This window comes from Shewanella morhuae (genome assembly GCF_900156405.1).
Classification (GTDB): Bacteria; Pseudomonadota; Gammaproteobacteria; order Enterobacterales; family Shewanellaceae; genus Shewanella; species Shewanella morhuae.
The window spans coordinates 188,863-214,251 of the sequence record NZ_FTNN01000001.1 but is presented as its reverse complement, the minus strand read 5'-3'; the positions used below and the strand labels follow the sequence as shown (position 1 = coordinate 214,251).

The 25,389-nt window shown below is 44.4% G+C and carries 20 protein-coding genes; 13 read left to right on the top strand and 7 right to left on the bottom strand.

The window, feature by feature from the left end; all coding sequences use genetic code 11:
* Positions 1 to 268 precede the first annotated feature (268 nt).
* Positions 269 to 1,636, top strand: coding sequence for a prephenate-dependent tRNA uridine(34) hydroxylase TrhP (gene trhP, locus BW947_RS00955; protein WP_076496451.1), 1,368 nt, complete (start codon positions 269 to 271; stop codon positions 1,634 to 1,636).
* 4 nt (positions 1,637 to 1,640) lie between these two features.
* Positions 1,641 to 1,895 carry a YfhL family 4Fe-4S dicluster ferredoxin gene (locus BW947_RS00950; protein WP_076496450.1) on the top strand — a complete coding sequence of 85 codons (255 nt, stop codon included), beginning with the start codon at positions 1,641 to 1,643 and terminating at the stop codon, positions 1,893 to 1,895.
* 71 nt (positions 1,896 to 1,966) lie between these two features.
* On the opposite strand, the gene ubiT is transcribed toward BW947_RS00950, so the two are convergent.
* Positions 1,967 to 2,500, bottom strand: coding sequence for a ubiquinone anaerobic biosynthesis accessory factor UbiT (gene ubiT, locus BW947_RS00945; RefSeq protein ID WP_076496449.1), 534 nt, complete (start codon positions 2,498 to 2,500; stop codon positions 1,967 to 1,969).
* A 137-nt stretch (positions 2,501 to 2,637) separates the two neighbouring features.
* On the opposite strand from ubiT, the gene ubiU reads away from it, so the two are divergent.
* On the top strand, positions 2,638 to 3,639 hold the full coding sequence (gene ubiU, locus BW947_RS00940) for a ubiquinone anaerobic biosynthesis protein UbiU (protein ID WP_076496448.1): 1,002 nt from the start codon (positions 2,638 to 2,640) through the stop codon (positions 3,637 to 3,639).
* A 24-nt stretch (positions 3,640 to 3,663) separates the two neighbouring features.
* Complete coding sequence (locus BW947_RS00935; RefSeq protein ID WP_076496447.1) at positions 3,664 to 4,545, top strand: U32 family peptidase; 882 nt, start codon at positions 3,664 to 3,666, stop codon at positions 4,543 to 4,545.
* 125 nt (positions 4,546 to 4,670) lie between these two features.
* On the opposite strand, the gene BW947_RS00930 is transcribed toward BW947_RS00935, so the two are convergent.
* A complete protein-coding gene (locus tag BW947_RS00930; RefSeq protein WP_076496446.1) occupies positions 4,671 to 5,372 on the bottom strand; it encodes a DUF998 domain-containing protein in 702 nt (233 codons plus the stop codon).
* 702 nt (positions 5,373 to 6,074) lie between these two features.
* On the opposite strand from BW947_RS00930, the gene BW947_RS00925 reads away from it, so the two are divergent.
* A complete protein-coding gene (locus BW947_RS00925; RefSeq protein ID WP_076496445.1) occupies positions 6,075 to 7,433 on the top strand; it encodes a YjiH family protein in 1,359 nt (452 codons plus the stop codon).
* Between the two features lie 400 nt (positions 7,434 to 7,833).
* A complete protein-coding gene (locus BW947_RS00920) occupies positions 7,834 to 8,265 on the top strand; it encodes a CBS domain-containing protein (protein WP_076496444.1) in 432 nt (143 codons plus the stop codon).
* Positions 8,266 to 8,304: 39 nt separating this feature from the next.
* On the opposite strand, the gene BW947_RS00915 is transcribed toward BW947_RS00920, so the two are convergent.
* The gene (locus BW947_RS00915; protein WP_076496443.1) at positions 8,305 to 9,657 is read right to left on the bottom strand and encodes an NCS2 family permease; all 1,353 of its coding nucleotides are present in this window, start codon (positions 9,655 to 9,657) and stop codon (positions 8,305 to 8,307) included.
* Between the two features lie 481 nt (positions 9,658 to 10,138).
* Between BW947_RS00915 and torE the strand changes: the two genes are divergently transcribed.
* The 4 genes from torE to torD all read left to right on the top strand — a co-directional run bounded on the left by torE (position 10,139) and on the right by torD (position 14,788).
* On the top strand, positions 10,139 to 10,315 hold the full coding sequence (gene torE / locus BW947_RS00910) for a trimethylamine N-oxide reductase system protein TorE (RefSeq protein ID WP_076496442.1): 177 nt from the start codon (positions 10,139 to 10,141) through the stop codon (positions 10,313 to 10,315).
* 45 nt (positions 10,316 to 10,360) lie between these two features.
* Positions 10,361 to 11,539, top strand: coding sequence for a pentaheme c-type cytochrome TorC (gene torC / locus BW947_RS00905; RefSeq protein WP_076496441.1), 1,179 nt, complete (start codon positions 10,361 to 10,363; stop codon positions 11,537 to 11,539).
* Positions 11,540 to 11,554: 15 nt separating this feature from the next.
* Positions 11,555 to 14,044 carry a trimethylamine-N-oxide reductase TorA gene (gene torA / locus BW947_RS00900; protein WP_076496440.1) on the top strand — a complete coding sequence of 830 codons (2,490 nt, stop codon included), beginning with the start codon at positions 11,555 to 11,557 and terminating at the stop codon, positions 14,042 to 14,044.
* Between the two features lie 123 nt (positions 14,045 to 14,167).
* Positions 14,168 to 14,788: a molecular chaperone TorD gene (torD, locus tag BW947_RS00895; RefSeq protein ID WP_076496439.1), complete on the top strand. Its 621-nt coding sequence runs from the start codon at positions 14,168 to 14,170 to the stop codon at positions 14,786 to 14,788.
* Between the two features lie 144 nt (positions 14,789 to 14,932).
* Here the strand turns inward: torD and torS are convergent, their stop codons facing one another.
* Positions 14,933 to 18,001, bottom strand: a complete 3,069-nt coding sequence (torS, locus tag BW947_RS00890) for a TMAO reductase system sensor histidine kinase/response regulator TorS (RefSeq protein ID WP_076496438.1) — start codon at positions 17,999 to 18,001, stop codon at positions 14,933 to 14,935.
* A gap of 58 nt (positions 18,002 to 18,059) precedes the next feature.
* On the opposite strand from torS, the gene torT reads away from it, so the two are divergent.
* A complete protein-coding gene (gene torT / locus BW947_RS00885; RefSeq protein ID WP_076496437.1) occupies positions 18,060 to 19,151 on the top strand; it encodes a TMAO reductase system periplasmic protein TorT in 1,092 nt (363 codons plus the stop codon).
* Here torT and torR read toward each other — a convergent pair.
* Positions 19,148 to 19,858: a two-component system response regulator TorR gene (torR, locus tag BW947_RS00880; RefSeq protein ID WP_076496436.1), complete on the bottom strand. Its 711-nt coding sequence runs from the start codon at positions 19,856 to 19,858 to the stop codon at positions 19,148 to 19,150. The genes torT and torR overlap by 4 nt on opposite strands.
* Before the next feature lie 198 nt (positions 19,859 to 20,056).
* Between torR and BW947_RS00875 the strand changes: the two genes are divergently transcribed.
* Entirely contained in the window at positions 20,057 to 20,428 is a 372-nt protein-coding gene (locus tag BW947_RS00875) for a PilZ domain-containing protein (RefSeq protein WP_076496435.1), read from the top strand.
* Positions 20,429 to 20,495: 67 nt separating this feature from the next.
* Here BW947_RS00875 and radA read toward each other — a convergent pair whose 3' ends face one another.
* On the bottom strand, positions 20,496 to 21,860 hold the full coding sequence (gene radA, locus BW947_RS00870; protein ID WP_076496434.1) for a DNA repair protein RadA: 1,365 nt from the start codon (positions 21,858 to 21,860) through the stop codon (positions 20,496 to 20,498).
* A gap of 100 nt (positions 21,861 to 21,960) precedes the next feature.
* Here radA and BW947_RS00865 point away from each other — a divergent pair, with 100 nt between their 5' ends.
* The gene (locus BW947_RS00865) at positions 21,961 to 24,330 is read left to right on the top strand and encodes a PilZ domain-containing protein (RefSeq protein WP_076496433.1); all 2,370 of its coding nucleotides are present in this window, start codon (positions 21,961 to 21,963) and stop codon (positions 24,328 to 24,330) included.
* 5 nt (positions 24,331 to 24,335) lie between these two features.
* Here BW947_RS00865 and BW947_RS00860 read toward each other — a convergent pair whose 3' ends face one another.
* Positions 24,336 to 25,331: an alpha/beta fold hydrolase gene (locus BW947_RS00860; protein ID WP_076496432.1), complete on the bottom strand. Its 996-nt coding sequence runs from the start codon at positions 25,329 to 25,331 to the stop codon at positions 24,336 to 24,338.
* Between the last annotated feature and the right edge of the window lie 58 nt (positions 25,332 to 25,389).

Genomic DNA, 25,389 nt, shown 5'->3' with positions numbered 1-25,389 from the left:
ACACAGTATAATGGCAGTATATCAGTTGCTTGTAATTAGATGCGTACAAAACTAGCAGATATTAATAATTTGTATGATGACGTTAATTATTTTGCCTCAAACACTAAGCCCATCAGATACTGCCCTCTAAGCTAAAGTCAAACAGGCTATATTCATAAAGTGTGAAGTACCGCTAAAGTTAACTAAGGCAATTTGCACAAGCTGACCGCTATTATGTAAAATTCTGCCCCCGCGCACTGCGTCAATATTAATCAATTTGAGAGTTATTATGTTTAAACCTGAGCTGTTGTCTCCAGCTGGAACCTTAAAAAACATGCGCTACGCCTTTGCCTATGGTGCAGATGCTGTGTATGCCGGTCAGCCGAGATATAGTTTAAGGGTACGCAACAATGACTTTAAAATGGAAAACCTTGCCACAGGGATTGAAGAGGCCCATGCGCTTGGTAAAAAACTCTATGTGGTGAGTAATATTGCGCCGCACAATGCCAAACTTAAAACCTACATCAAAGACATGGAGCCCGTAGTGGCGATGAAGCCTGATGCGCTGATCATGTCAGATCCCGGTCTTATTATGATGGTGCGTGAAGCCTTTCCCGATCAAGTGGTGCATTTATCCGTACAGGCGAATGCCATTAACTGGGCCTCGGTCAAGTTTTGGCAAACCCAAGGGATTAAACGGGTGATTTTATCCCGTGAATTATCTTTAGATGAAATTGAAGAGATTCGCCAACGTTGCCCAGATATCGAGCTTGAGGTATTTGTTCACGGCGCCTTATGCATGGCTTATTCTGGCCGCTGTTTACTCTCGGGCTATATGAATAAACGCGATCCAAATCAAGGCACTTGTACTAATGCCTGCCGCTGGAAATACGATGTGCACGAGGCACAGCAAAACGACAGTGGCGACATCATCGCTATGCCTAGTGCAGTGCAAATTGAAACCCCAACAACCTTAGGCGCTGGGGCACCAACGGACCAAATATTCCTACTACAAGAAGCCAATCGTCCGGGCGAATATATGCCCGCCTTTGAAGATGAGCATGGCACTTATATTATGAACTCCAAAGATTTACGGGCGATTCAGCACGTAGAACGCCTAACTAAGATGGGTATAGACTCGCTCAAAATTGAAGGCCGAACAAAATCTTTCTATTATGTTGCACGCACCGCGCAACTGTATCGCCGAGCGATTGAAGATGCCTCATCGGGCAAAGATTTTGATCGCAGCCTGATGAACCAATTAGAGGGCTTAGCCCATCGCGGTTATACCGAAGGCTTTTTGCGTCGCCATGTGCATGATGAATATCAAAATTACGATTATGGCTACTCTATCAGCGACACCCAACAATTTGTCGGTGAACTTACGGGTAAACGTAATCTTGCAGGCTTGGCTGAAATTGAAGTCAAAAATAAATTTTTAGTGGGTGATAGCGTCGAGTTGATGACACCACAAGGTAATATCAGCTTGACAATTAAACAGCTTGAAAACCGAAAGGCTGAATCAGTTGAAGCTGGGCTCGGCTCTGGACATACCGTTTATTTACCTGTACCTAAAGAGGTGGATGTCAGTCACGGAATTTTACTGCGTAACTTGCCACAGGGCCAAGATACCCGTAACCCACATGAACTAGGTTAACCAGATGGCACTATTGATCGACGACAGCTGTATTAACTGCGATATGTGTGAGCCTGAATGCCCAAATCAGGCCATCGCGCTCGGTGAGGAGATTTATGAAATCGATCCTGACCGCTGTACTGAATGCGTTGGCCACTATGATAAGCCCACTTGTGTTTCGGTCTGCCCGATTGATTGTATCGATCCTGATCCTAACCACGTCGAATCCAACGATGAGCTATTAGTCAAATTTGCTGTATTAACGCAAAAAACCGAATAACAACATAAACAAACAGCCCTATCAGTGATAAGGCTGTGGCTGAGCGCAATGGTGAATACCAATAACTTACATTAAAAACTCGCTGATTTAGCCAGAATGCTCGTTGGTTTAGCTTCGATTTGTAACCGCTCAATGGCTGCGGCTAATTTTGCCACACTAAGGCGAATAGGCGCTGGCATAGTGGCAAACTCTATACTTAATAATAGGTTTTTGACTTCGAGCCCTAATTCTGTATCACCTTGAATACTCATTTTACGTTGAAAAAATAAACTATCGGGATCTTCCTTCGCTGCTGCCACTAAAATCAACTCTGCCGAATTAGCACTAAAAGTGACCTGCGCATCAGTTAACGGTCTGACTTGCCACTGGCCATCAAAACTGACCTCAAATGCCAGTTGTAAGTCTTCAACGCAAATGGCCACCCACTTATCTTCCAAAAAATTGAGCTCATCGAGATGAGTTTGCGGCGCTAATAATACTCTAAGTAATTGGCTAATGACTTTTGCCTTAAGGCTAAAAGGTACCTTAGCAAGAGGAAAGCCTATAACCTTAGGTGTAAATTCAAGAAGTTGCTTGGCTAAATTTGCAGAAAAAACAGCAGACATGTGCGCTTACCTAGTAAAAATAAATACATATATCGCAGTTTAACGAGATTTTATGATCTTAAACCTGTTTTAAATCAATTCACCGTCATTCAATCTTCCCTAAACTCTGCGACTATCTTTTTATCGGGAGCATCATTATGGAACTGTTGTGTCCAGCAGGAAATCTCGCCTCGCTAAAATCGGCTATACAAGCCGGAGCCGACGCGGTGTATTTAGGATTAAAAGACGATACTAATGCGCGTTCATTTGCGGGATTAAACTTCACCCCTGACAAATTACAAGAGGCCGCTGAGTTTACTCAGGCCCGTGGTAAGAAAATATTTTTAACCCTCAATACTTTTCCTAAGCCGACAGAAGAACACCGCTGGTACCAGGCCATTGATTTAGCAGCAAAACTCGGTATGGATGCCCTAATTATCGCCGATATCTCCTTACTCGATTATGCCCATACACATTATCCGCAACTGCCGCTACATCTTTCAGTGCAGGCCAGTGCCACCAATCTTGGCGCGCTGAATTTTTATAAAGAAGCGTTCAATATTGCCCGCGTTGTATTACCACGGGTGTTATCGATGAAGCAGGTGCGCGATCTTGCTAAGGTGAGCCCTGTTGATCTTGAGGTATTTGCCTTTGGTAGTCTGTGCATTATGGCCGAGGGTCGCTGTCATCTTTCTTCCTATGTAACAGGGCAATCCCCCAATACGGGCGGCTCATGCTCACCGGCTAAACATGTACGCTGGCAAGAGGAAGGTCAAGACAGATTAACCCGCCTCAATGATGTGTTAATTGACAAATCAACCCTTGATGAGCAAATGGGCTATCCCGTTGTTTGCAAAGGACGATACTTGACCGATGAGCAAGATTCTCCCAGCTATTTACTTGAATCACCCACCAGCTTAAATACACTCAGCTTAATCCCTGAGCTCGCCAAAGCTGGCATTGTGTCGCTTAAAATTGAAGGTCGCCAACGCAGCCCAGCCTATGTTGAGCAAGTCACTAAAGTGTGGCGCCAAGCAATAGATACCTATTTGCAGCATCCCGATAAATTTCAAACTCAATCGCACTGGGAACAAGCCCTCGCTAAGGTCTCTGAAGGCCAAATCACCACACTCGGTGCGTACGAACGCAACTGGCAATAACACCTAAGACAAAAAAGGACACCTATGAATATTTCCCTAGGCCCATTGTTATATTGCTGGCAAAAGCAACAGGTATCAGATTTTTATCAGCAAGTTGCAGCCAGTAACATTCCGTTAGTTTATCTGGGTGAAGCGGTTTGTAGCCGTAGACGTGAACTCAAATGGGGCGATTATCTTGAGCTCGCGCAGATGCTTAAACAAGCGGGTAAAGATGTGGTTATTTCAACGCTGGCACTCATTGAAGCACCATCGGAATATACCGAGCTTAAACGCCAAGTCGATAATGGCGAGTTTATTATTGAAGCCAACGACATGGCGGCGGTTTATCTGGCCAAAGAACATAAGCTACCTTTTGTGTGTGGTGCAAGTATCAACAATTATAATCGCGCCAGTTTAGATATTTTAGCGCGTTTTGGTATGCAACGATTTGTGATGCCGATTGAATTATCCAAGGCATGGCTTGGCCAAGTGATCCAAGATAAACCTGCGTTTGAAGTTGAAGTCCTCGGACACGGCTATCTGCCCTTAGCCCATTCAGCGCGCTGTTTTACTGCGCGTCATAAACAACTCACCAAAGACAGTTGCGAGACTATTTGCCGTCAATACAGTAAAGGGCTACTCGCGCAAACCCAAGAACAGCAGCCACTATTACGCTTAAATGGCATTCAAACTCAATCGGCGGCCTGCTTAGATTTACGCAGTGAACTCGCCGACATGGAACAAATGGGAGTTGATGTATTTCGAGTATCGCCCAGTAGCATGGAGTGTATTGCCAACGCCAGCGCCTTAGTCGATAGCATTAACACGCCATCAGCGCTTCAGTCTAATACAGTGCCGTTAAGTGCAGAACAATGTAATGGCTATTGGTTTGGAGAGGCGGGATTAACGATGCAACTCAGTGAATAAACCATGTATCCAGTAAAAAATCATGCCGCTATCAAAGGACAATATTGAAGTAATGGATACGCTAAACAGGCTATTAGCACAAAGTTGCTGATCGTATAGAGTATAAATAGAAAAGAGAGGCAGGGTTACGATCTAAGCTTGGTCCTTAACTGACTGAACAACAATACGCTTGTCCAAGTTAATAAACTCCCCAGCCCTATCCATTCTAGTAGGGCTGGCCACCACAATCGTGGACGAGGTAACTGCATCACCATCTCTTGATAAAATGGTCTATCACCCTCGGTTAAGCCTAACTGTAATTGCGGTGCGTATAAAAATGTCATCATACTGCACAAAACAATTAACGCCAGTAATCCTGTCCAACGGCTAAATTGAGATTGACCAAAACCAATTAAACATAAGTGCAAAATCGCACTTAAACTCCCTAAGTAAAAAAAACATTTCAAGCCAAAAACATGTAAGTGATACACGTTTAGCGGAAATAATCCCATGCTTGCTAGTGCTAAAAACGTTAATGCCAAACAAATAAAGAAACAAGATTCCCATGGAGAGCGCAAATGCGCTAACGAAGATAAGCAGTATAAAACCACACTTAAACTACCAAAAAATAATCCACCGTTAAGGACAACAGCCAACGAGGAATCACCATAGGTGCCTAATTCGCTTAAGGTATGATTTAAAAAATTGAAGCCTCGCACTCCAGGACCATCAAAGCCCAACACTGCAATAATAATTCCGACTAATAGCCCGTAAATCCCCAAAAAACCAAATTTAACGGCTAATGTTGAGGCGCCTTTTGTCGTAATCTGCTCTACGTTAACAATCATGAATACAGAAGTGAGATAACCATGTGACTAATTTACATGTAAATAAGAACATTTAAAGCGGCCGACGTCCTGTTTATGAGTAAAACTTTATTTTTATCGTTATTAACGACTTTTTAGTCAGTTGACTTGGTTTTATTAAATGGCAACATAACTTGCTAAAACACTGTGATAGAAACTAAAACTCAAAAATTTTACGCATAAACATGTATTTCTGCACACCTATATATTTAATGCCACGACGATACCCATTAACAATTACTAATGTAAGCTTTAGTCAACTCGACATGGGCTTAACGGGCGTTAATCGAACGGTAACTGAACCAATACCGCTTGCGCCTCGCATTTTTGGGGTTTTTCATTCAAAAAAGGTCCGCGAGCAAACTTACTCACAAAATAAAACACTACCAAAACCAACTCTTAACAAATTGTGATAACTAACTGTTTATAAAAGTTAAATACCTAAAATATTAATCGCGCGGTAGAAATATCATCAATCACTCAAGCAAAATAACTATGCTGTTTTGCTGCTTAATACCAAACTAACTAGCGAATCGTTTACATAGCAAGGCTAAGCGAGTAACCTTCCCCTTCTCATTTTTGAGTTGAATTTAAATGCATCTAAATGGGCAGTAAAAAATTCGTTAGATCCGCCTAAAAATTTCAAATTTATCATGTACGACTCGTACTTTAAGGTGTACAAAATTGGCTACTAAAAATAAAAACCGCAATATAAAGACGATACTCACCTTTATCGTCCCTTCGCTGATCGGTCTGTTGCTATTTATGACACCTATTAGCTATAACGATGCGATTACCATTCCTATCGCGATCATTTCTAAAGCATTACAAAGTGCATTAAGCGGTGTGTTAACTCTGATTGTGACCATTATTGTGGTAGCAATGGCGCTAGCATCTTTACTATCAAAAGTGCTTAAACCTAAGTTTGTGACTCAAAACCACTTTTTAAATGGTTTATTAAATATCAGCCCTTTATGGTTAACGGCCCGTATCGTAGGTGCAGTGTTTATCGTACTGACTTACTTAGGCTTAGGCCCTGAAGCCATTAACTCATCAAGTACTGGAGCTTTAGTTCTAAACGATTTACTACCGGTATTATTCTCAGTCTTTATCTTTGCCGGCATGTTACTGCCACTCCTACTTAATTTTGGTCTACTTGAACTATTTGGCACACTGCTAACTAAAATCATGCGTCCAGTATTTAATCTACCGGGTCGTAGCGCAATCGACTGTATGGCATCGTGGCTAGGTGATGGCAGTGTCGGGATTTTACTGACCAGCAAACAGTATGAAGCACGCTTTTATACCCAAAGAGAAGCCGCCGTTATTGGCACCACGTTCTCGGCGGTATCGATTACCTTCAGCTTAGTGGTGATCTCGCAGGTTAAGTTAGAGCACATGTTTGTACCCTTCTATTTAACCGTATGTTTAGCCGGTTTTGCCGCTGCAGTGATTGTGCCTAAATTGCCACCATTGTCGTGGAAGAAAGACCACTACATCGACGATACCCCACGTACGCCTGATGACGAGCTAATCCCCGCAGGACACAGCGCGTTATCTTGGGGGTTTGATAAAGCCTTAGAGAAAGCAGCCAACGCTGGTGGCATCAAAGCTGTTTTAAATGAAGGGATTAAAAACGTTCTCGATATGGTGTTTGGTATTCTTCCCGTGGTCATGGCCATTGGTACTACCGCACTGATTATTGCCGAGTACACTCCTATTTTTAACTATCTCGGTATGCCGTTTATTCCCTTACTTGAATTGCTGCATATTCCAGAAGCCACTGAAGCCTCTAAAACCATCGTCGTCGGTTTTGCAGATATGTTTATTCCATCGATTCTTGCCAGCTCGATTGAATCGGATATGACCCGCTTCGTGATTGCAGCGTTGTCGGTAACCCAATTGATTTACATGAGTGAAGTCGGCGCCCTGCTTATTGGCAGTAAAATTCCAGTGAACTTTGTTGAGCTATTTGTGGTGTTTATTCTACGGACGTTAGTCACACTGCCTGTTATCGCGGGTGTGGCGCATTTACTCTTTTAATGTTCTTTGAATAGAAGCTCGATACATTTAATCAAGGTTAGTAAACAGCAATAAAACTATTAAAAAAGGAGTCCATGCTACTGGGCTCCTTTTTTTGTTTATATTTCAACACTATCATGCCCAATGCCTATCGTTTTAAAAGTACATCACGTACTTTTCTATCAACCGACACCAACACATTACGTCACCATTATTTCTAACAAAAACTATCATGACCTTATTGAGCTAAGCGCAGAAAGCCGCACTGATGCTGAATAGATGCATAATTTGGTAGAACAAATATTTACGTTAACAATTTGTAATCAGGTTAGCTAATTAATTGGCACTCTGTTATAAGTAGCTGTAATGAAGCGTGTTAAATCAACCAGCCTCAGGGTAGGTAAGCATGAAGGGGAATATTATGTCGATTGTTGTCGCCGATATTATGAGCACCCGCATCGTCACAATTGAAATGGACGATCGTCTCAGTGTGGTAAAAGAGATATTCGAACAGGCAAATTTCCATCATTTATTAGTGGTTGATAATAACAAACTTGAAGGCGTGCTTTCAGAGCGAGATCTATTACGTGCCATTAGCCCACACATTGGCAGTATCGGCGAGACAGTTAAGGACTTAGAAACCTTACAAAAACGCGTGCATCAGGTCATGGCTCGAAACCCTATCACCGTTGCCCCAAATGTGTGCTTAGACACCGCCGCCCATCTTATTTTAGACCATCATGTTGGGTGCTTACCGGTACTCGATAATGGCCGCTTAGTGGGTATCGTAACTTGGAAAGACTTACTTCGAGCTTATTCAGAACATCTTTCATTGGCAGAAAGCGAGTGCTAAGTCAGTTAGCACTCGCTTTTTAGTGTCACGTTTGAGTATTTAAATCGCCCAGCCGCCCATATAAAATACAACTAAACCGAGGGTAATTGCTAACACGCCTACTTTTAGTTTGCGCCACTCACCGCTACAAATACGACCTACCACCAGCGTGACGAAACCCAGCATAATGCCGGTGACGATATTACAACTTAAAATAATAAACACCGCGCAGGTTAAGCCCGCCATGGCATCCACTTTATCGTTAAAGTCGAGTTTTGCCACATTGCTCAGCATTAATAGTCCAACATACATCAACGCTGGCGCTGTCGCATACGCAGGGACTAAATAGCTTAACGGTGCTAAAAACATCATCAATAAAAACAGTACGCCAACAATCGTCGCCGTTAACCCTGTTTTACCGCCAGCAGCAGTACCTGCTGCCGACTCGATGTATACCGCTGCAGGTGCGCCGCCAACCAAGCCTGCCACCATGCTGCTAACAGAATCTGAAGTTAAAGCTCTGCCACCACCAACAATATTGTCATCTTTATCAAGTAGATTTGCTTGCCCTGCTACAGCGCGGATAGTCCCGGTCGCATCAAAAATCGCCGTCATGACTAATGCGAGTACGATAGGCAATACCACAGGATTAAAAGCACCCATAATATCAAGCCGACCAATCAGTGAATGTTCAGAAGCTAAATCAGGTAAGGCAAATAAACCTTGGTATTTAACGCTCGGGTCAAACACTAAGCCAAATACCGATAAGACGATAATCACCAACAAAATCCCGCCAGGCACGCCGCGACGCTCTAAACCAATAGTCGCCGCTAAACCTAAAACGGTGGCGATAACTGGCAAGCTATTAATATCACCTAATTTCACCGGTAAACCCGCGCTATTGGCCACAATCAACTGCACGCTATTGGTAGCAATCAAGAGTAAAAACAAGCCAATACCGATACCCGTACCATGGGCTATCCCCTTGGGCAAATTAGCCAGCACCCATTGGCGAATTCCCGTCACACTCACGAATGTGAAGGTCACCCCCATCAAGAAGATAGCGCCTAATGTGACCGGAATCGACATGCCTTGGCCGAGCACTAAGCTAAAAGCAGTAAAGGCCGTCAGCGAAATAGCGCAACCAATGGCCATAGGTAAATTAGCCCATAACCCCATCAATAAAGAACCAAAGGCGGCGATTAAACAGGTGGCAATAAATACAGCGCCAGGATCAAACCCCGCTTGGCCTAGCATGTTTGGTACGACAATTACTGAGTAAACCATCGCGAGGAAAGTTGTCAATCCCGCAATCACTTCTTGGCGAACAGTACTGCCACGTTGTTGGATAGAAAAATAACGGTCCAGAAACGAACCTGAGGGTACGGCTGTTGAACTCAATTGCTCAGACATAATAGGGTTATACCTTGTGATCTCTTAAAATAGGGTCGATACCAATTGGCTTAAAATGCAATTAGCGACACGGGCTGCGGCAGATTAGAGCCCTAAATCTCAGTAAGACTTAGGTGAGAGATCCATATCATTTTCCTACAATGGGGAAAATCCATGATCTGCAAGCTGTATGCTTTTCGAGAGTTAACCGTAGTTAAACCAATAAACACAGCCATTGTTGGCCGCGGATAATACGGGAAAAACCCGAAAAAAGCTAAGGCACAGCAAAGACTTTGGCAAATAATTAGCAGTAAAAATAGAACTCTGTTGTTTGAAAAAAAATAACCTAGATTAAAGTCATCACCAACAATAAATCGTCATTACAAATTTTCATAATCTTTCATATTTTATCAAATCTCGTTCATGCCTACACGCAAGTCTATTCACACCTACACTTTATAGTAACCCTATCAAACATCGCTTTCGATCGGAGTCTATTCCAATGACAAAGTCCAATATGCAAGTACAAACACCAGAATCATCCACGCGCAGTCGTGAATTTAAAGCGCTTGGATTCATCATATTTCTACTCTTCCCCGCACTCACCATCGCCGGGATCGGTTTTTATGGGCTCGTCATCTGGATGATCCAAGCTTTCGGCGGCGTTGCCGGCCACTAAATCTACCGTTATTTAACATGCAGTTACTTTTTTGAGGACGCGATTATGAAGTGGTTAACCAACCTCTGGCGCACACTGAACCAACCTACTAAAGCGCTCACCTTAGGCGCGGTAAGTATTAGCGCTTTTATCATGGGCATCATTTTCTGGGGCGGATTTAACACCGCACTTGAAGCCACCAATACCGAAGCTTTTTGTATCAGCTGTCATAGTATGGAAAGTAAGCCGTACCAAGAATTACAAGAAACCGTACATTGGTCGAATCATTCTGGCGTGCGCGCCACTTGCCCCGATTGTCACGTACCGCATAACTGGAGCCGTAAAATCGCCCGAAAAATGGAAGCTTCGCACGATGTCTGGGGCTGGTTATTTAACACGGTTAATACTCCTGAGAAATTCGAAGCTAAACGTTTAGAAATGGCGAGCCGTGAATGGAAACGTTTTGACAGAGATAACTCCTTAGCCTGTAAAAACTGCCACAACTACAACTCGATGAAATGGGAAACCATGTCAACACTGGCCCAAAAACAGATGAAACGCGCCGCCGAAATCGACCAAAGCTGTATCGATTGCCACAAAGGTATTGCTCACCATTTACCAGAAATGGGCACTGCTCGGGCGCCAGAACTGATTGCCGAAGTTGGCTCAGGTGTTAGCTCAGTAGAAACCAATCAAAGCTATTACAGTGCTCTAACTAAACCTTTATTCTTCACAGACAAAGGCGATGTGGAAGCAGGCACACTCAACGTAGCGACTAAAGTAAAAGTGCTTGATACCCAAGGTAAACGCATCAAAATAGCTATCGAAGGTTGGCGTAAAAAGATTGGTGCTGGCCGCGTGATCTACATGGACTTTGGCGTGAATATTTTGTCCGCGCAGCTGAGCAAAGATGCCGCTGAAACCGAAGGCGTAATCCAAACCTTTGAAGAAAAAGAAGACCCTATGACTGGCCTAAAATGGCAGCGGATTGAAGCGCAGATTTGGACCGAGAAAGATTACCTGCTGACCGATCTGCAACCGCTTTGGGGTTACGCCAAAACGACCTTCCGCTCAAGCTGTAGTGTATGCCATACCCAACCAGATGAAGCGCACTTTGATGCCAATACTTGGCCGGGGATGTTCCAAGGCATGTTGGCCTTTGTGAATATGGATCAAGACACCCAAGCGTTAGTGCAGAAGTATCTGCAGGAACATTCATCTACTTTTGTGAAAAAAGAGCACTAATTCGGGAGTAATACTATGAACAGACGAGATTTTTTAAAGGGCATCGCCTCATCCTCTTTCGTCGCCTTAGGTGGCAGCTCAGTGTTAGCGCCCTTAAATGCCTTAGCCAAAACGGGCATTAATGAAGACGAATGGTTAACCACAGGCTCACACTTTGGCGCCTTTAAAATTAAGCGCAAAAATGGCGTAATTTCCGAGGTAAAACCCTTTGACCTCGACAAGTACCCAACGGACATGATTAACGGTATCCGCGGCATGGTCTATAACCCATCTCGCGTGCGTTACCCTATGGTGCGTTTAGATTTTTTACTCAAAGGCCATAAAAGCAATACTTTGCAACGGGGTGATTTTCGCTTCGTTCGGGTCACATGGGACAAGGCATTAAAACTGTTTAAGCATTCACTCGATGAAGTGCAAACCAAATATGGCCCATCGGGCCTACATGCGGGGCAAACGGGTTGGCGCGCCACGGGTCAACTGCATTCTTGCACCAGCCATATGCAGCGCGCTGTGGGTATGCACGGCAATTATGTGAAGAAAATTGGCGATTATTCAACTGGCGCAGGCCAAACCATCATGCCTTACGTATTAGGCTCAACTGAGGTTTATGCCCAAGGTACTTCTTGGCCACTGATTTTAGAGCACAGCGATACTATTATCCTGTGGTCAAACGATCCGTATAAAAACCTACAAGTGGGTTGGAATGCTGAAACTCACGAATCATTTGCCTACCTTGCGCAACTAAAAGAAAAGGTCAAACAAGGCAAGATTCGGGTGATCAGTATCGATCCCGTGGTATCAAAAACCCAAACCTATTTAGATTGCGAGCAACTTTACGTCAACCCACAAACCGACGTGACGTTAATGTTGGCTATCGCCCACGAGATGATCAGCCAGAAACTCTATGATGATAAATTTATCCAAGCTTACAGCCTAGGCTTTGAAGAGTTTGTTCCCTATGTGATGGGCACTAAAGATGGCATAGCTAAAACCCCTGAATGGGCCGCGCCCATCTGCGGTATTGAGGCCCATGTTATTCGCGACCTCACCAAAACCTTAGTCAAAGGCCGTACCCAATTTATGATGGGTTGGTGTATTCAGCGCCAACAGCATGGCGAACAACCCTATTGGATGGCAGCGGTGTTAGCGACCATGATGGGTCAAATTGGTTTGCCAGGTGGTGGTATTAGCTATGGTCACCACTACTCGAGTATTGGTGTTCCTGCATCGGGCGCCGCAGCACCGGGGGCTTTTCCACGTAACTTAGACGAAAATCAAAAACCGCTTTTCGATAGCACTGACTTTAAAGGTGCCAGCAGTACTATTCCGGTTGCCCGCTGGATTGATGCGATTCTCGAACCTGGCAAAACTATTGACGCCAACGGTTCAAAAGTAGTCTATCCCGATATTAAAATGATGGTGTTCTCCGGTAATAATCCATGGAACCACCATCAAGATAGAAACCGCATGAAGCAGGCTTTCCACAAATTAGAGTGTGTGGTCAGCATCGATGTGAACTGGACCGCGACCTGCCGTTTCTCGGATATTGTGCTACCCGCTTGTACGACCTATGAGCGCAACGATCTTGATGTTTATGGTGCTTATGCCAACCGCGGTATTTTGGCTATGCAAAAAATGGTGGAGCCGCTATTTGATAGTTTGTCTGACTTTGAAATTTTTACTCGTTTTGCCGCCGTGCTTGGCAAAGAAAAAGAATACACTCGTAACTTAAGCGAAATGGAATGGATCCAAAACCTCTATAACGATTGCAAAGCCGCTAATGCTGGCAAATTTGCTATGCCAGACTTTGCCACCTTCTGGAAACAAGGTTATGTACATTTTGGCGATGGAGAAGTATGGACGCGCCATGCCGACTTTAGAAACGATCCTGAAATCAATCCACTAGGCACGCCATCAGGCTTAATTGAAATATTTAGCCGTAAAATAGACCAGTTTGGTTACGATGATTGTAAAGGCCACCCTACCTGGATGGAAAAAGCCGAGCGTAGCCATGGCGGGCCTGGCTCAGACAAACACCCAGTGTGGTTACAATCTTGCCATCCTGATAAACGTTTGCACTCACAGATGTGTGAATCGCAAGAGTACCGCGAAACCTACACAGTTAATGGCCGCGAACCTGTGTATATCAGCCCAATAGACGCTAAAACGCGTAGTATCAAAGAGGGTGATATCGTGCGAGTGTTCAACGACCGTGGCCAATTACTGGCAGGCGCTGTGATATCAAACAATTTCCCTAAAGGCGTTGTACGTATTCACGAAGGCGCCTGGTATGGCCCTGTGGGTAAAGATGGCAGTGTTGAGGGCGGCGCTGAAGTGGGCGCGTTATGTAGCTATGGCGATCCTAACACCCTCACCTTGGACATAGGCACATCAAAGCTTGCCCAAGCTTGCTCTGCTTATACTTGCTTAGTTGAGTTTGAGAAATACCAAGGTAAAGTGCCTAAGGTCAGCTCCTTCGATGGCCCACTGGAAGTTGAAATATAAGCTTAAAACCATCACGTTGGGTGCGCCGAATATGGCGTATCCTGCGTGTAAAAAATCTAATCCACAAAATCTAAGTATTCAATCTTAGCGCCAAACTAAAGCATCAACATTGAGGAATATACAATGAGTCAAGTCGATATCAACCATGCCAGAGCCTTGGTTTATCAACTATTATCGTCACTGTTTGCCCGCGAAATTGATGAGAAAAGACTTAAAGAGCTTACTAGCAAAGCGGCGCAGCAATTCTGGAACCAGCTTGGTAGCGACACTCAGCTATCGCCATCCGTAGATAAAATACGCAGTAGACTCAATGAAATACAAGACAATGAGGCACTGCTCGAACTCGCAGCCGATTACTGCGGTATCTTCCTTGTCGGCACGAAGTACAGCGCTTCACCCTATGCGAGCCTGTATTTAAATACCGAAGATGAGCCACTCTTGTTTGGTCAGCAACATCAACAAATGAGTGAGTTTTTGCACCAAAGTAAATTACAGGTACAAAGCCATTTTCCAGAGCCTGCAGACCATTTGGCCGTTATGCTCGCCTATATGGCGCACTTATGTTGTCACAGTGATGACAGCACCCAATTGCGCTTTTTGGAAACCTGCATCAATTCTTGGTTAGCCACGTTTACAGCACAACTGATCAAATGCGACAAAAATGGTTTTTATAGCGCGGTGGCAATACTGACTCTCGAGTGGGTGAAGCAAGATACCTTACAGTTTGAACCACAGATGGCATAAATAGGCTCAAGCTTGCATTAATCCGCTAGTATTGAGTTAATCAATCAAGCGAATATCATGCCGATGACATTCGCTTGATTGCTTTATCAAACCTACTCCAATTCAAGCTATCGACCATAAATAGCCAGTAAACCGATAAGTGAACTAACTTTGCCGTTCTAGCCATTGCTGTAAAGCAGCGATCGATGCCTGCCGGCAAGACTCAAGTTGCTGATACTGGGCAAATCCTAACAGGTTACTAGCACTGTTTTTTTGCACTACTTCTAATCTCTTAGCTAATTGCGCTAACGCTATCAACCCCATGCTGGCGCTACTGCCCTTAAGTCCGTGTAGCAGTTTTGCCGCATCACAATTAGTTGCTGTGGGTGACAGGCTGGCAATTTGCTCACTACTGGACTCACTAAATAACTCAAGCATAGAAATCAGCGCATTGACACCAAGCACCTCTTTATCTTGCTCTAACTGTGTTACATCTAATAATGGTTCATCATCAATCACAAGCATGGTCGCTTGCGTTTTAGAGGCAAATGCAACTGGGGCTAATACCACTGGCTCAGCGCCATTAGCTGCTGATGCGATAATGGGCGGTGTGGCTATGGGCGATGCAGCAACGGCAACACCTAACCATTGCGTTAAAGTTGGTAGACTCAGTGGTTTAGCGAGTACGCTATCAAATCCCACTTTGTGATAAAGCTGCAAGTCCTCACTTTGTATCTGGGCAGTGAAGGCAGCAAACTTCACATTAGGAGTGGTTATCAATTTTTTTAATTGCGGCAATAAATCGATACCAGACCCATCACTGAGCTGAATATCGAGCATTACAGTATCAAAGCGCCAACTACTTGAACTTGCAAACTCAAGCGCTTGTTGGCAGCTCATAGCAAGCACTGACTCATGGCCTAGATGTGCTAAAAACCCCTGCGCTACCATAACATTAACGTTATTATCCTCTACCACCAGCACTTGACGAGCAGGCACAGACGCATGACTCTTTACTTCTAGGGCATCCGTTATATCGCATTCATTAAAGGTCAGTTCAAAGCCAAACTCACTGCCCTTTCCAGGCTGACTTGTAACCCAAACCCCACGGTCACTGCTATCCATCAACTCAACCAATTGCTTACAAATCGCGAGCCCTAACCCCGTACCTCGGCTGCGCCCGGGGTTAGGTGTGGTGGCATAAGGCACAAACAGAGTCTCTAGTGCAGCAGGCGTAATACCTACGCCAGTGTCCTGCACGACAAAAGACAATTTAGCCCCTTGCAGGCTGACATTTAGCGTCACGCCGCCTTTCTGAGTAAATTTAATGCCATTACCAATTAGGTTAAACAGCACTTGACGCAATTTAGGACCATCAATATTGATACAGCGGGGTAATTTAGGCTTATTCACTGTTAGGCTAAGCCCTGCCAAATTGGCGCCCGCCACCATGATCGCCAGCACTTCATCAAGTAAGTTATTAATATCGGTAGGCCTTGGCTCGTGGGTTAAGTTTCCTTGCTCTAAACGCGAAAAATCCAAAATATCATTCAACACAGTTTGCAGTAACGTACCGCTATATTGCGATAACGCTAACATTTGCTGCTGCGCGGGAGGCAAGTGACTGTGGCCGAGTAAGGTTAAGGTGCCAAGTAAACCATTTAGCGGTGTACGAATTTCATGGCTCATAGTCGCAAGAAACTGAGATTTTGCCTGACTTGCATCTTCGGCTATCTGTCGTGCCTTAGCATGGCCTTTAGCTTCGGCGTCAAGGCGGATATTCGTCTCGGCAAGTTGCTGTGTACGAGTGACAACGGTTTGCTCTAACGCCTTTTTGTGTTCAATCAATTCATCGGCAACCTGACGTAAATCTGCCTGTAATTTAAGATTATGGGCTGTTTTCCGCTTGAAGGCTTCGATAGCATTCGCCATTGCAGTCAGCTCATCATCGCCATGGGCATCTAAGCTCACATCGGTGTCGCCTAAGCTCAAACGCGACATCGCTTTAGTTGCCTGATTTAACCTTAATGCGATACCACGATAAATCACCCGATAAATCACCAATCCCATTACAATAAACATCAAGGCACCCGTGCCCCAAAGCCCAAGCCGAGCAAGCGACATCTGCTGTAAATAATCGCTGCGTGCCACTTCAGCCTGCTGTTGCTGTTGATTAAGTGCGCTATCTACCAAGGTATTAAGCCTAAAGAGTTTTTCAGCTAACTCTTGCTGTTGTCGCTGTTGCTGTTGTAGCGTTAAGCTCAATTTTCTTTGCTGTTTAATGATTTGCGGGGTTTCTGCCAGTACCGCCAATTCGGTGTTTAAGGCCTGTAGACGACCCGGATCGCGAATAATCTCAGGCACATTATCAAGCGCCATTAAATCGATACTCGTGCCACTTGGCGCTGTGCCCTCTACTTTATGGACTAACGCCCTGTCCATTGCGCTCGCCAATGTGGGCTCAGCAATGTTAGGACGATAGACAGAATTAGTGCTTGCAAAGGTCGCCAGTAAACTTGGCACACTTAACTGCAATTGCGACTGTAATTCGGAGGATTCAAATAATTGGCCTAATAGAGCAATTTGATGAACTAACGTCAGAGCGCGATTAAGTTGCTCTTGAATGTCTAACTCGCGATCAATAACATCGTCGAGCAACTGGCCACTACGACTCGTGCCAGCGATGTCAGGATATGCCTGACTTAACTTAGCCAAGATAGCAGAGTCGACAACTGCAAGTTCAGACTGCAGTAACTCAGAGGTATGCCCAGCCGCAACAGACAATTTTCCCGCGGCCAGTTGTAGCTCACTGCCCATGCCCAAACGGTGGCCAACACTGTTCCCTAACGAAGTTAATTGACTGATGATCTGTTTAGCTAATTGCGATAAGTGTTGTGCGTCGTTCACGCCTAAAGTCGTTAACGAGTTAATTCCACTTAGCATATTGGCACTTTCAATACTCAGTTTACGGCCAATAAACTCACGTTGTCGTTCATTCTCAACCCGCCCAAGTTGTTGTACACCATCGGATAACGCATTAGAGGCTTGTACGAGTTGGCGTGCGGCTTGGGATGCTGGCAAGGATTCTTTATATAAATAACTATCGGCCTGTTTTAGCCAATGCAAACTCAAGCTACCTAGGCTCACAAGCAGTAACAACAATACGCCTAACACACTAAAGGCGAGCATTAATCGACCGGTTAAACTGGTGCGCGATAAAGATAAAGGAGCCACACATCTTCCTTAAACTGTTACAATATCACCCCAAATAACGCTAAATGGATACTACGGGATGATGCAAAAATATTGGCGGCGATTACACCTATTTGCCACGCTCACACTCGCCACCTTTAGCCTGATATTTTCAAGCATTACGGCTAGTCAAACAATCACTTGGCCATTAGAGCAGCGTACGCCATTCAATGTTAAAATCCAGCAAGCTCAAGCGTTAGCTTACTTACCCCTGACAACAGCACAAAAGCCTTGGCATCTTTGCGCCCTAGTACCGCACCTTAAAGATGCCTACTGGATTGGCATCGATTATGGATTAATTCACCACGCTAAAATGCTCGGTATCTCCCTTGATCTTTTCGAAGCGGGCAGTTATTACCACCAAGAAAAACAACTCGAACAGCTCAAAACCTGTATGCAAGGCAATTATGACGCCATACTGCTTGGCGCCGTGAGCCCAGATTTATTAGCTCAATTTACACTACCGCTCAGCAAACCCGTCATAGCCTTAGTTAATCGGCTCAATAGCAACCAAGTGCAAACCCATATTGGGGTAAATTGGTATCAAATGGGGCTAACTGCAGGTCAATTCATTAAAGCCGATGCCAAAGCAACACATCCCAATAAAACAGCAAGCTTAGCGCTCCTTGCGGGGCCAGAAAACCTAGGTGGCACTGATTGGGTTGAACAAGGTATTCGTCAAGCACTTGAAGGCAGCCAAGTCTCGATTAGCGCCATCCAGCATGCTGATAATAATCGCAATCTTTATCGCGATCAGCTGCAAATGCTGCTTAAAGCCCAGCAGCCAGATTATATTCTCGGTAGCGCGGTAGCGATTGAGTCTGCCATCAGCACTTTAAAGCAAAAAGGATTAAGCCAACAAGTTAAGCTAGTGAGCAGTTACTTATCTCCTGCTATTTTACGCGGAATCAAGCGGCAAAAAGTCCTCTACAGTAATGATGATTTAGTCGTATTACAGGGAAAACTGGCTATCGATATTGCCGTAAAACAACTTGAAGGCGCTAAGGAATTTGGTGATATTGGCCCTGCGATTATAGCGCGAACGCCGTCTAACGCTTTATCAACATTAACCTTCAGCCTAGCAGCGGCCGACTTTTATCCCTTGTATCAAGTTAGGCCGATAGTTCATTAATCATCCACTTTAGCGGCAAAAAGATAACCTTCACCATGAATGGTAACAAACAAGTCTGCATTGAGTTTATTACGCAGGCGCCGAATAATCACATCGATAGTTCTGTCATTGACATCTTGATTGCGATGACTGGTTTGCTGCATCAAACGCTCACGGGATAACACCTGTTGTGGATGTAAGGCAAAGGCGACCAATAACTCAAACTCCGCCTTCGTGAGTTTAATTAACACCTCACCGTAGCGTAACTTACGACTATTTAACTCTAATTGAAAACCATCAAAACTGATCACATCATCTGGCTGAGATAACGCCTCGACGACTGCTTGTTCAGCTTGTTTTACCAGTGAGATTCGCCAGAGGAGATTTTTCACCCGAACCAGTAACTCCCTCAGTTCGAATGGTTTTGTTACGTAATCATCGGCGCCCATTTCAAGGCCAATAATTTTGTCGATAGATTCATCTCGCCCCGACACCAAAATAATACCTACATGGGAGCGGCTGCGCAGTTCACGGGTCAAACTCAAACCATCAACACCGGGTAAGTTAATATCCAGCATAATTAAATCGATATGTTGACGATTAAACTCGTACCACATTTGCTCGCCATCCGCGGCCTCAATAACGCGATAACCTTCTTTTTCAAAGTATCCTTTTAATCTCGCACGAATAACCGCTTCATCGTCGACAACCAACACGCTATAAGTCATTTTAAACTTCCCTTATTTGCTTTAGTGAATTATTCATACTTTTTCACATTTGCATATCAGTGATAGGTGAAATATGCGATCTAGCTAACCTTATCGCCCAAAAATAACGGCGCTTTTACAGTCACATCAATATGACTTATGCTTAGGGATACTGATGGGGCTACTCTTTAGCTGACTATGAAAGAAAAAGGATTGGGTATGGACGAAAGACGTATGTTTTCGCGGATTCTATTTGCCACTGATGCTCATCTGGCGCAAGGCGAAACGAAATGGGAGACAACTATTCTTGATCTGAGCCTCAATGGTGCTTTGGTCGAAGAGCCAGCACACTTTAGCAACTCGGGAGAGGCCATTACACTCAGTTTCACTCTGCCAGAATCTGATATTGAAATCAGTATAGATACTGAGTTAGTGCATCAAAAAAATACCCAACTCGGGCTTAAGTGCAATTTTATCGACGTTGACAGCATTAGCCATCTAAAGCGCATGGTTGAACTTAATCTTGGTGATGCTTCCTTACTTAATCGTGAACTGATGTTATTTATCGAAAAACATAATACGACTGATTAACACATAAACTCAAACAGCGCCCAATGGCGCTGTTTTGATTTAAAGCATACATATCCGTTAATACAATTTAAATGGCCTCTAGGGCTTCAGACAACTTAGAAACACCCACCACTTCCATCCCAGCTAACGGTTTTTTAGGCACATTAGCCTTAGGCACAATCGCCCGTTTAAAGCCATGTTTAGCAGCTTCAATTAAGCGCTCTTGTCCATTAGGCACTGGACGAATTTCACCAGATAAGCCCACCTCACCAAAAGCAACTAAGTCGCTCGGTAAAACATCACCACGAAAACTCGATACCATCGCCAGCAATAGCGTTAAATCGGCACTGGTTTCGGTAACTTTAACGCCGCCTACCACGTTAACAAATACATCTTGATCCGACATTTGTAACCCGCCATGGCGATGCATTACCGCAAGTAACATAGCTAAACGGTTCGCGTCCATCCCCACCGCCACGCGCCGCGGGTTAGACATGGCCGAGCTATCCACCAGCACTTGCAACTCCACCAGCAGTGGCCGAGTGCCTTCCCACACCACCATAACTAAAGAGCCCGAAGACTCTTCTTCACCGCGAGATAAAAAGATTGCCGATGGGTTAGCAACTTCCTTTAGGCCGCGCTCGGTCATGGCAAATACACCTAACTCATTAATAGCGCCAAAACGGTTTTTATGGGAGCGCAAAGTACGGTAGCGACTATCACTATCGCCTTCAAACATCACCGAACAATCGATGCAGTGCTCCAATACTTTAGGGCCAGCCAAGCTACCATCTTTAGTGACATGGCCAACCATGATCACGGCAATGCCGTTTTCTTTGGCGAAACGCGTTAAATAGGAGGCTGACTCACGTACCTGCGACACACTGCCAGGGCTTGATGCCACGTCGCTCATGTGCATAACCTGAATCGAATCAACAACGATGACTTTGGGTAATTCTTTAAGGGCAACTTGGCAAATTTGCTCGACACTGGTTTCAGATAGCATCCGCAGTTTATTAGTCGGCAGTCCAAGACGATGGGCACGCATGGCCACCTGTTGCAAAGACTCTTCACCCGTAACATACAACGCCGGCATTTGCTCGGCTAAATGACAGAGCGTTTGCAGTAACAGCGTACTTTTACCCGCCCCTGGATGGCCACCGATTAAAATGGCTGAGCCAGGCACAATCCCGCCGCCAAGCACACGGTCGAGTTCGCCGAAATGGCTTAATATTCGTGGCAAAGCATTGAGATCAATTTGATCTAATGTCTTTACTTCATTACTACCGGCACCGGCATAACCGACAAACTTAGTGCTCTGTCCAGGTGAAGCCGCACCGAGTCTAACCTCAGTAATCGTATTCCATTCTTGACACGCGCTACATTGCCCCTGCCAGCGGGGGAAATCTTGCCCACACTCATTACACACGTATGCTGTTTTATTCTTTGCCATAACTCATTAAAATCTGTATAAAATCAATTTAAGTAACTGCGAATACTGCAGACATAAGACTAACAGTCCAATACAAAATAAGCATTAAAAAGAACCCTAAATGAGTTTAGATAACCACAACGCGATAATCGAACAGCTCAAACCTCTAGTGATGGAACCTAACTTCCTAGAGATTTTTCAGCAGCTGACGATTGATGAATCCAATTCGACCCGTTTTCTATTGAAAATGGAGCTAAATCGGTTGGCTTCACCTTGCACGCGGATTATCGATTTTAGGGATAAATCTGAGTTACCTTGTACAGAAGTACAACTAGGTCAACAAAGGCACTTTTTAGATGAACCCGCTAAACACAGTCTGCATCAAGCTATCTCCTTGTTTCGAAATCAGTATACCTTGGGAGTGTATGAGCATGTCCTTGCGGCTCATCAACAGCGTCGGCAAAAGTTACGCCAAAGCGCACCACAGATTGAAATCGTTGAGCCAGAACCTTTTATAGTACCGGGCGTAGTATTAGGCAGCTATTTTAACCGCGCAGAAGAACGCATGAACTACAGCATTCGGATTAGCGCATCACAAGGTCGCAGTGAAGTTATCGGCATCACCACTGATTTATCCATTGGAGGGGCACGAATTCGTATTGCGGCAAATCATCCCTTTAATCTCGACCTGCCGCTTAAAATAAAATTACTAGAACTCAGTGAAGAATTTTACTTTCCCGATCTGCAACTCGGCGTTGACTATGGGATAGTCGATAGCCAAACCAATGGTGAATATATTTGGTTAAGACTCCAGCGCATCAGTGGATCTGAAGCGTTAGCTGAGATGTTAGGAAATCTTATTCGTGGCTATAAGTTAAGATACAAAATCGATGTCAATGATGTGGTAGTCACAGCATCGGGACTCGGGTTTGAACGCCATTTTTTACCACACCTACCGCACTTACCCTTATATTTTAATACTCAAACCCAAGCTTTGAGTCATATGCTGCTCAGTCGAGATAACCAGCAAATAATGCATTACTTTCAAGATGAAAATGATATAAGCCAAATACCGTCAATGCTAACTTCAGAGCGGTTATCAGCATTATTTAATCATCCGCAAAACCCCGACCATGGGTTATTTTTTAGCTTTACCTATAACGCCCAAGGTAATCTGTATTTCTATTCTGCCACCTTAGCCGAGTTAAAAGCTAAGGGCATGATGCCGTTATTCTTAGGCTTTGCTTCCACCAAGCCCAGCTGGCGAATTTTTAAATTAACCGCCGATAAAATTTATCACGGCAAAGGGTATCGCCACGCTACATTACCAGGGGCTGAGGCAAAATTTAGCCCACTGGTTGAACAGCAATTATCGCAATTTAGTCACCTACTTCAGCTTATTGATATCAGTAACGAAGACACCAGAGGCCATTACAAAGCATGGCAAGATGACAGCAATGCCAACGCCCTAAAAACCTTTGGCCAGCAACGTTCGACGACTCATCAAATTAAATCAATAGCAATGCAATTTAGTGAGCGACGCCAAGAGGCTCGCTTTGCTTTTAAAACCTTAGTCAATGTTTCCCAAGGCGGGCTAACCAGCACAGGGATCACGTTAGATATTTCTAGTCGAGGCATGCAGCTGACATTAGATAATGCTACTGATTTCTCATCCAATAAACCCTTGATGCTCAGCTTTCCCAAGCTACAAACGATTGCAGGTAAAACTCAACTAGAGCGCCTGCCCTATCGTTTAGTTCGTACCCGAAAAAATGGTGTAACATTGCATTTAACGGCCGTAATGAGCCATACCCCCCATGTTGGGGTTGAGTTTTTAAATAAACTCATTAGCCATAATAAAGCGAAATTAGAGCAACTCACGGAGAGTAATGGCGAAAGTAAAGAACTCGCCGAGGGCTTAAAAAATATTTTGATGCGCACGTTAAATTCGGTGCCCTATTTTATTGAGAGAACGACAAAGTCTGCACAAATTGCTTGCTTAGGCGTCAGCACTCAACAAGATGATATATGCGATATTTTTGCAGCAGGTACTTCAGATACGCTGCAATATGATTTAACACCGCTGTTAAAGGATGGCCTATTCAAGCGAGATATACTCGATCCCATTCGTAAAATGAAACCACAGCAAGATATGGATTTTATTGAGGTATTCATCCAACTCACGCGCCAGTCTCGCGGAAAAATACACCTAAAGTGTGTGTTAGCAACCAGCGTCGGCGATACGCAAAGTCAAATTGCTTTTATTAAACAAAGTAAAGCTACTGGTCGTTTCATTGCACTACGTATTTTCCGCGGTGCAACAGAAAAACCAGATATGAATTATCTACGCCATGAGCTTGAATACATTAATATTCATGCAAACCACAAAGCAAAACAATTAGAAGATCAGCTATGGCGAATTATAGGTGTCGGAGAACTGCTCGATATCACCCAAGCAGTTGAATTAAGATATCCAACGCTATATCAATAACGGTATTAACGGTTTAATACTGCAAGATCAAAGCTTAAGTACCAATCGCGGATTTTAGGAAAATGATCCGTAGTGGCATCTAAATGCGTTAACATATCCGCATGGCCATAATCATGTTTAAAGCCATTCGCCTTAGATAACAAAGTCGATTTTATCCGCTTAAAGCCACACTCACTAACCATATCTGCGACATCTTCTGGGTGGCCAAGGACGGTATCATTTTGCCCTGAGATGAACCAAGCAGTGGGCCAATCCGCGCGCTTGGCAGCGTTAGCATAATCAAAACCATCATCGTGATCTTGCCAATCACCTCGCACCCAATCAATGCTCTGCACTAACGAGGCTCGGCTCTCGTTGTCCATACCGATACGCAACTTATCAGCAGCAAGATAACCTTGCCCCATCGCTAGGCCTGGTGCTAGGCGATTCCAAAAAACATCGACCATCAACCATTTTTTAAATGACTTCACTCGAATCGTACGCTTGCTACCAAATGTCAACAGCGAGCGAACGCTTTGCTGCAAGCTAGGATAACGCGCCAGACTACTCGCCATTAGCACGCCGCCCCAAGAATGAGCGCACCAATGCACTTGTGAGGGCGCGACGATTTTTTTCGCTTGAATCATTGTTTGTTGCTGGCAGGCTGTTTGATGCAAATCGAGAATGGCTTGCTGTACTAAAGGCAATTGTTCGCGAATGACCTCTCCTTGCCCAAGGGTAAAATCTCGATTAATTTTAGGCAAGCTAAGCCCTCTTCCCGCGGTATCGAGTACATATACTACAAATCCCGCTTTAGCGAGAAAACAGCCAAGACCGCGGCCACTCTGGCTATAGAAAACTCGGCCATTAGACATAGCGCCATGGAGCATTAAGATAGGGGTTTTAGAAAAATCAGCCGCTGCCGGTAATAACTGGCGTAAATGTAGCTGACCATCGCGGTACGGCAGATAGATTGAGGATTGTGAAATGGTCGAAATAGCGTTTGAAGTCAGCGGAGTCAAAATAAGTCACAGGTAGTTTATCAATTTATCTAAACTACCAGCTCATTAATAAAAGACA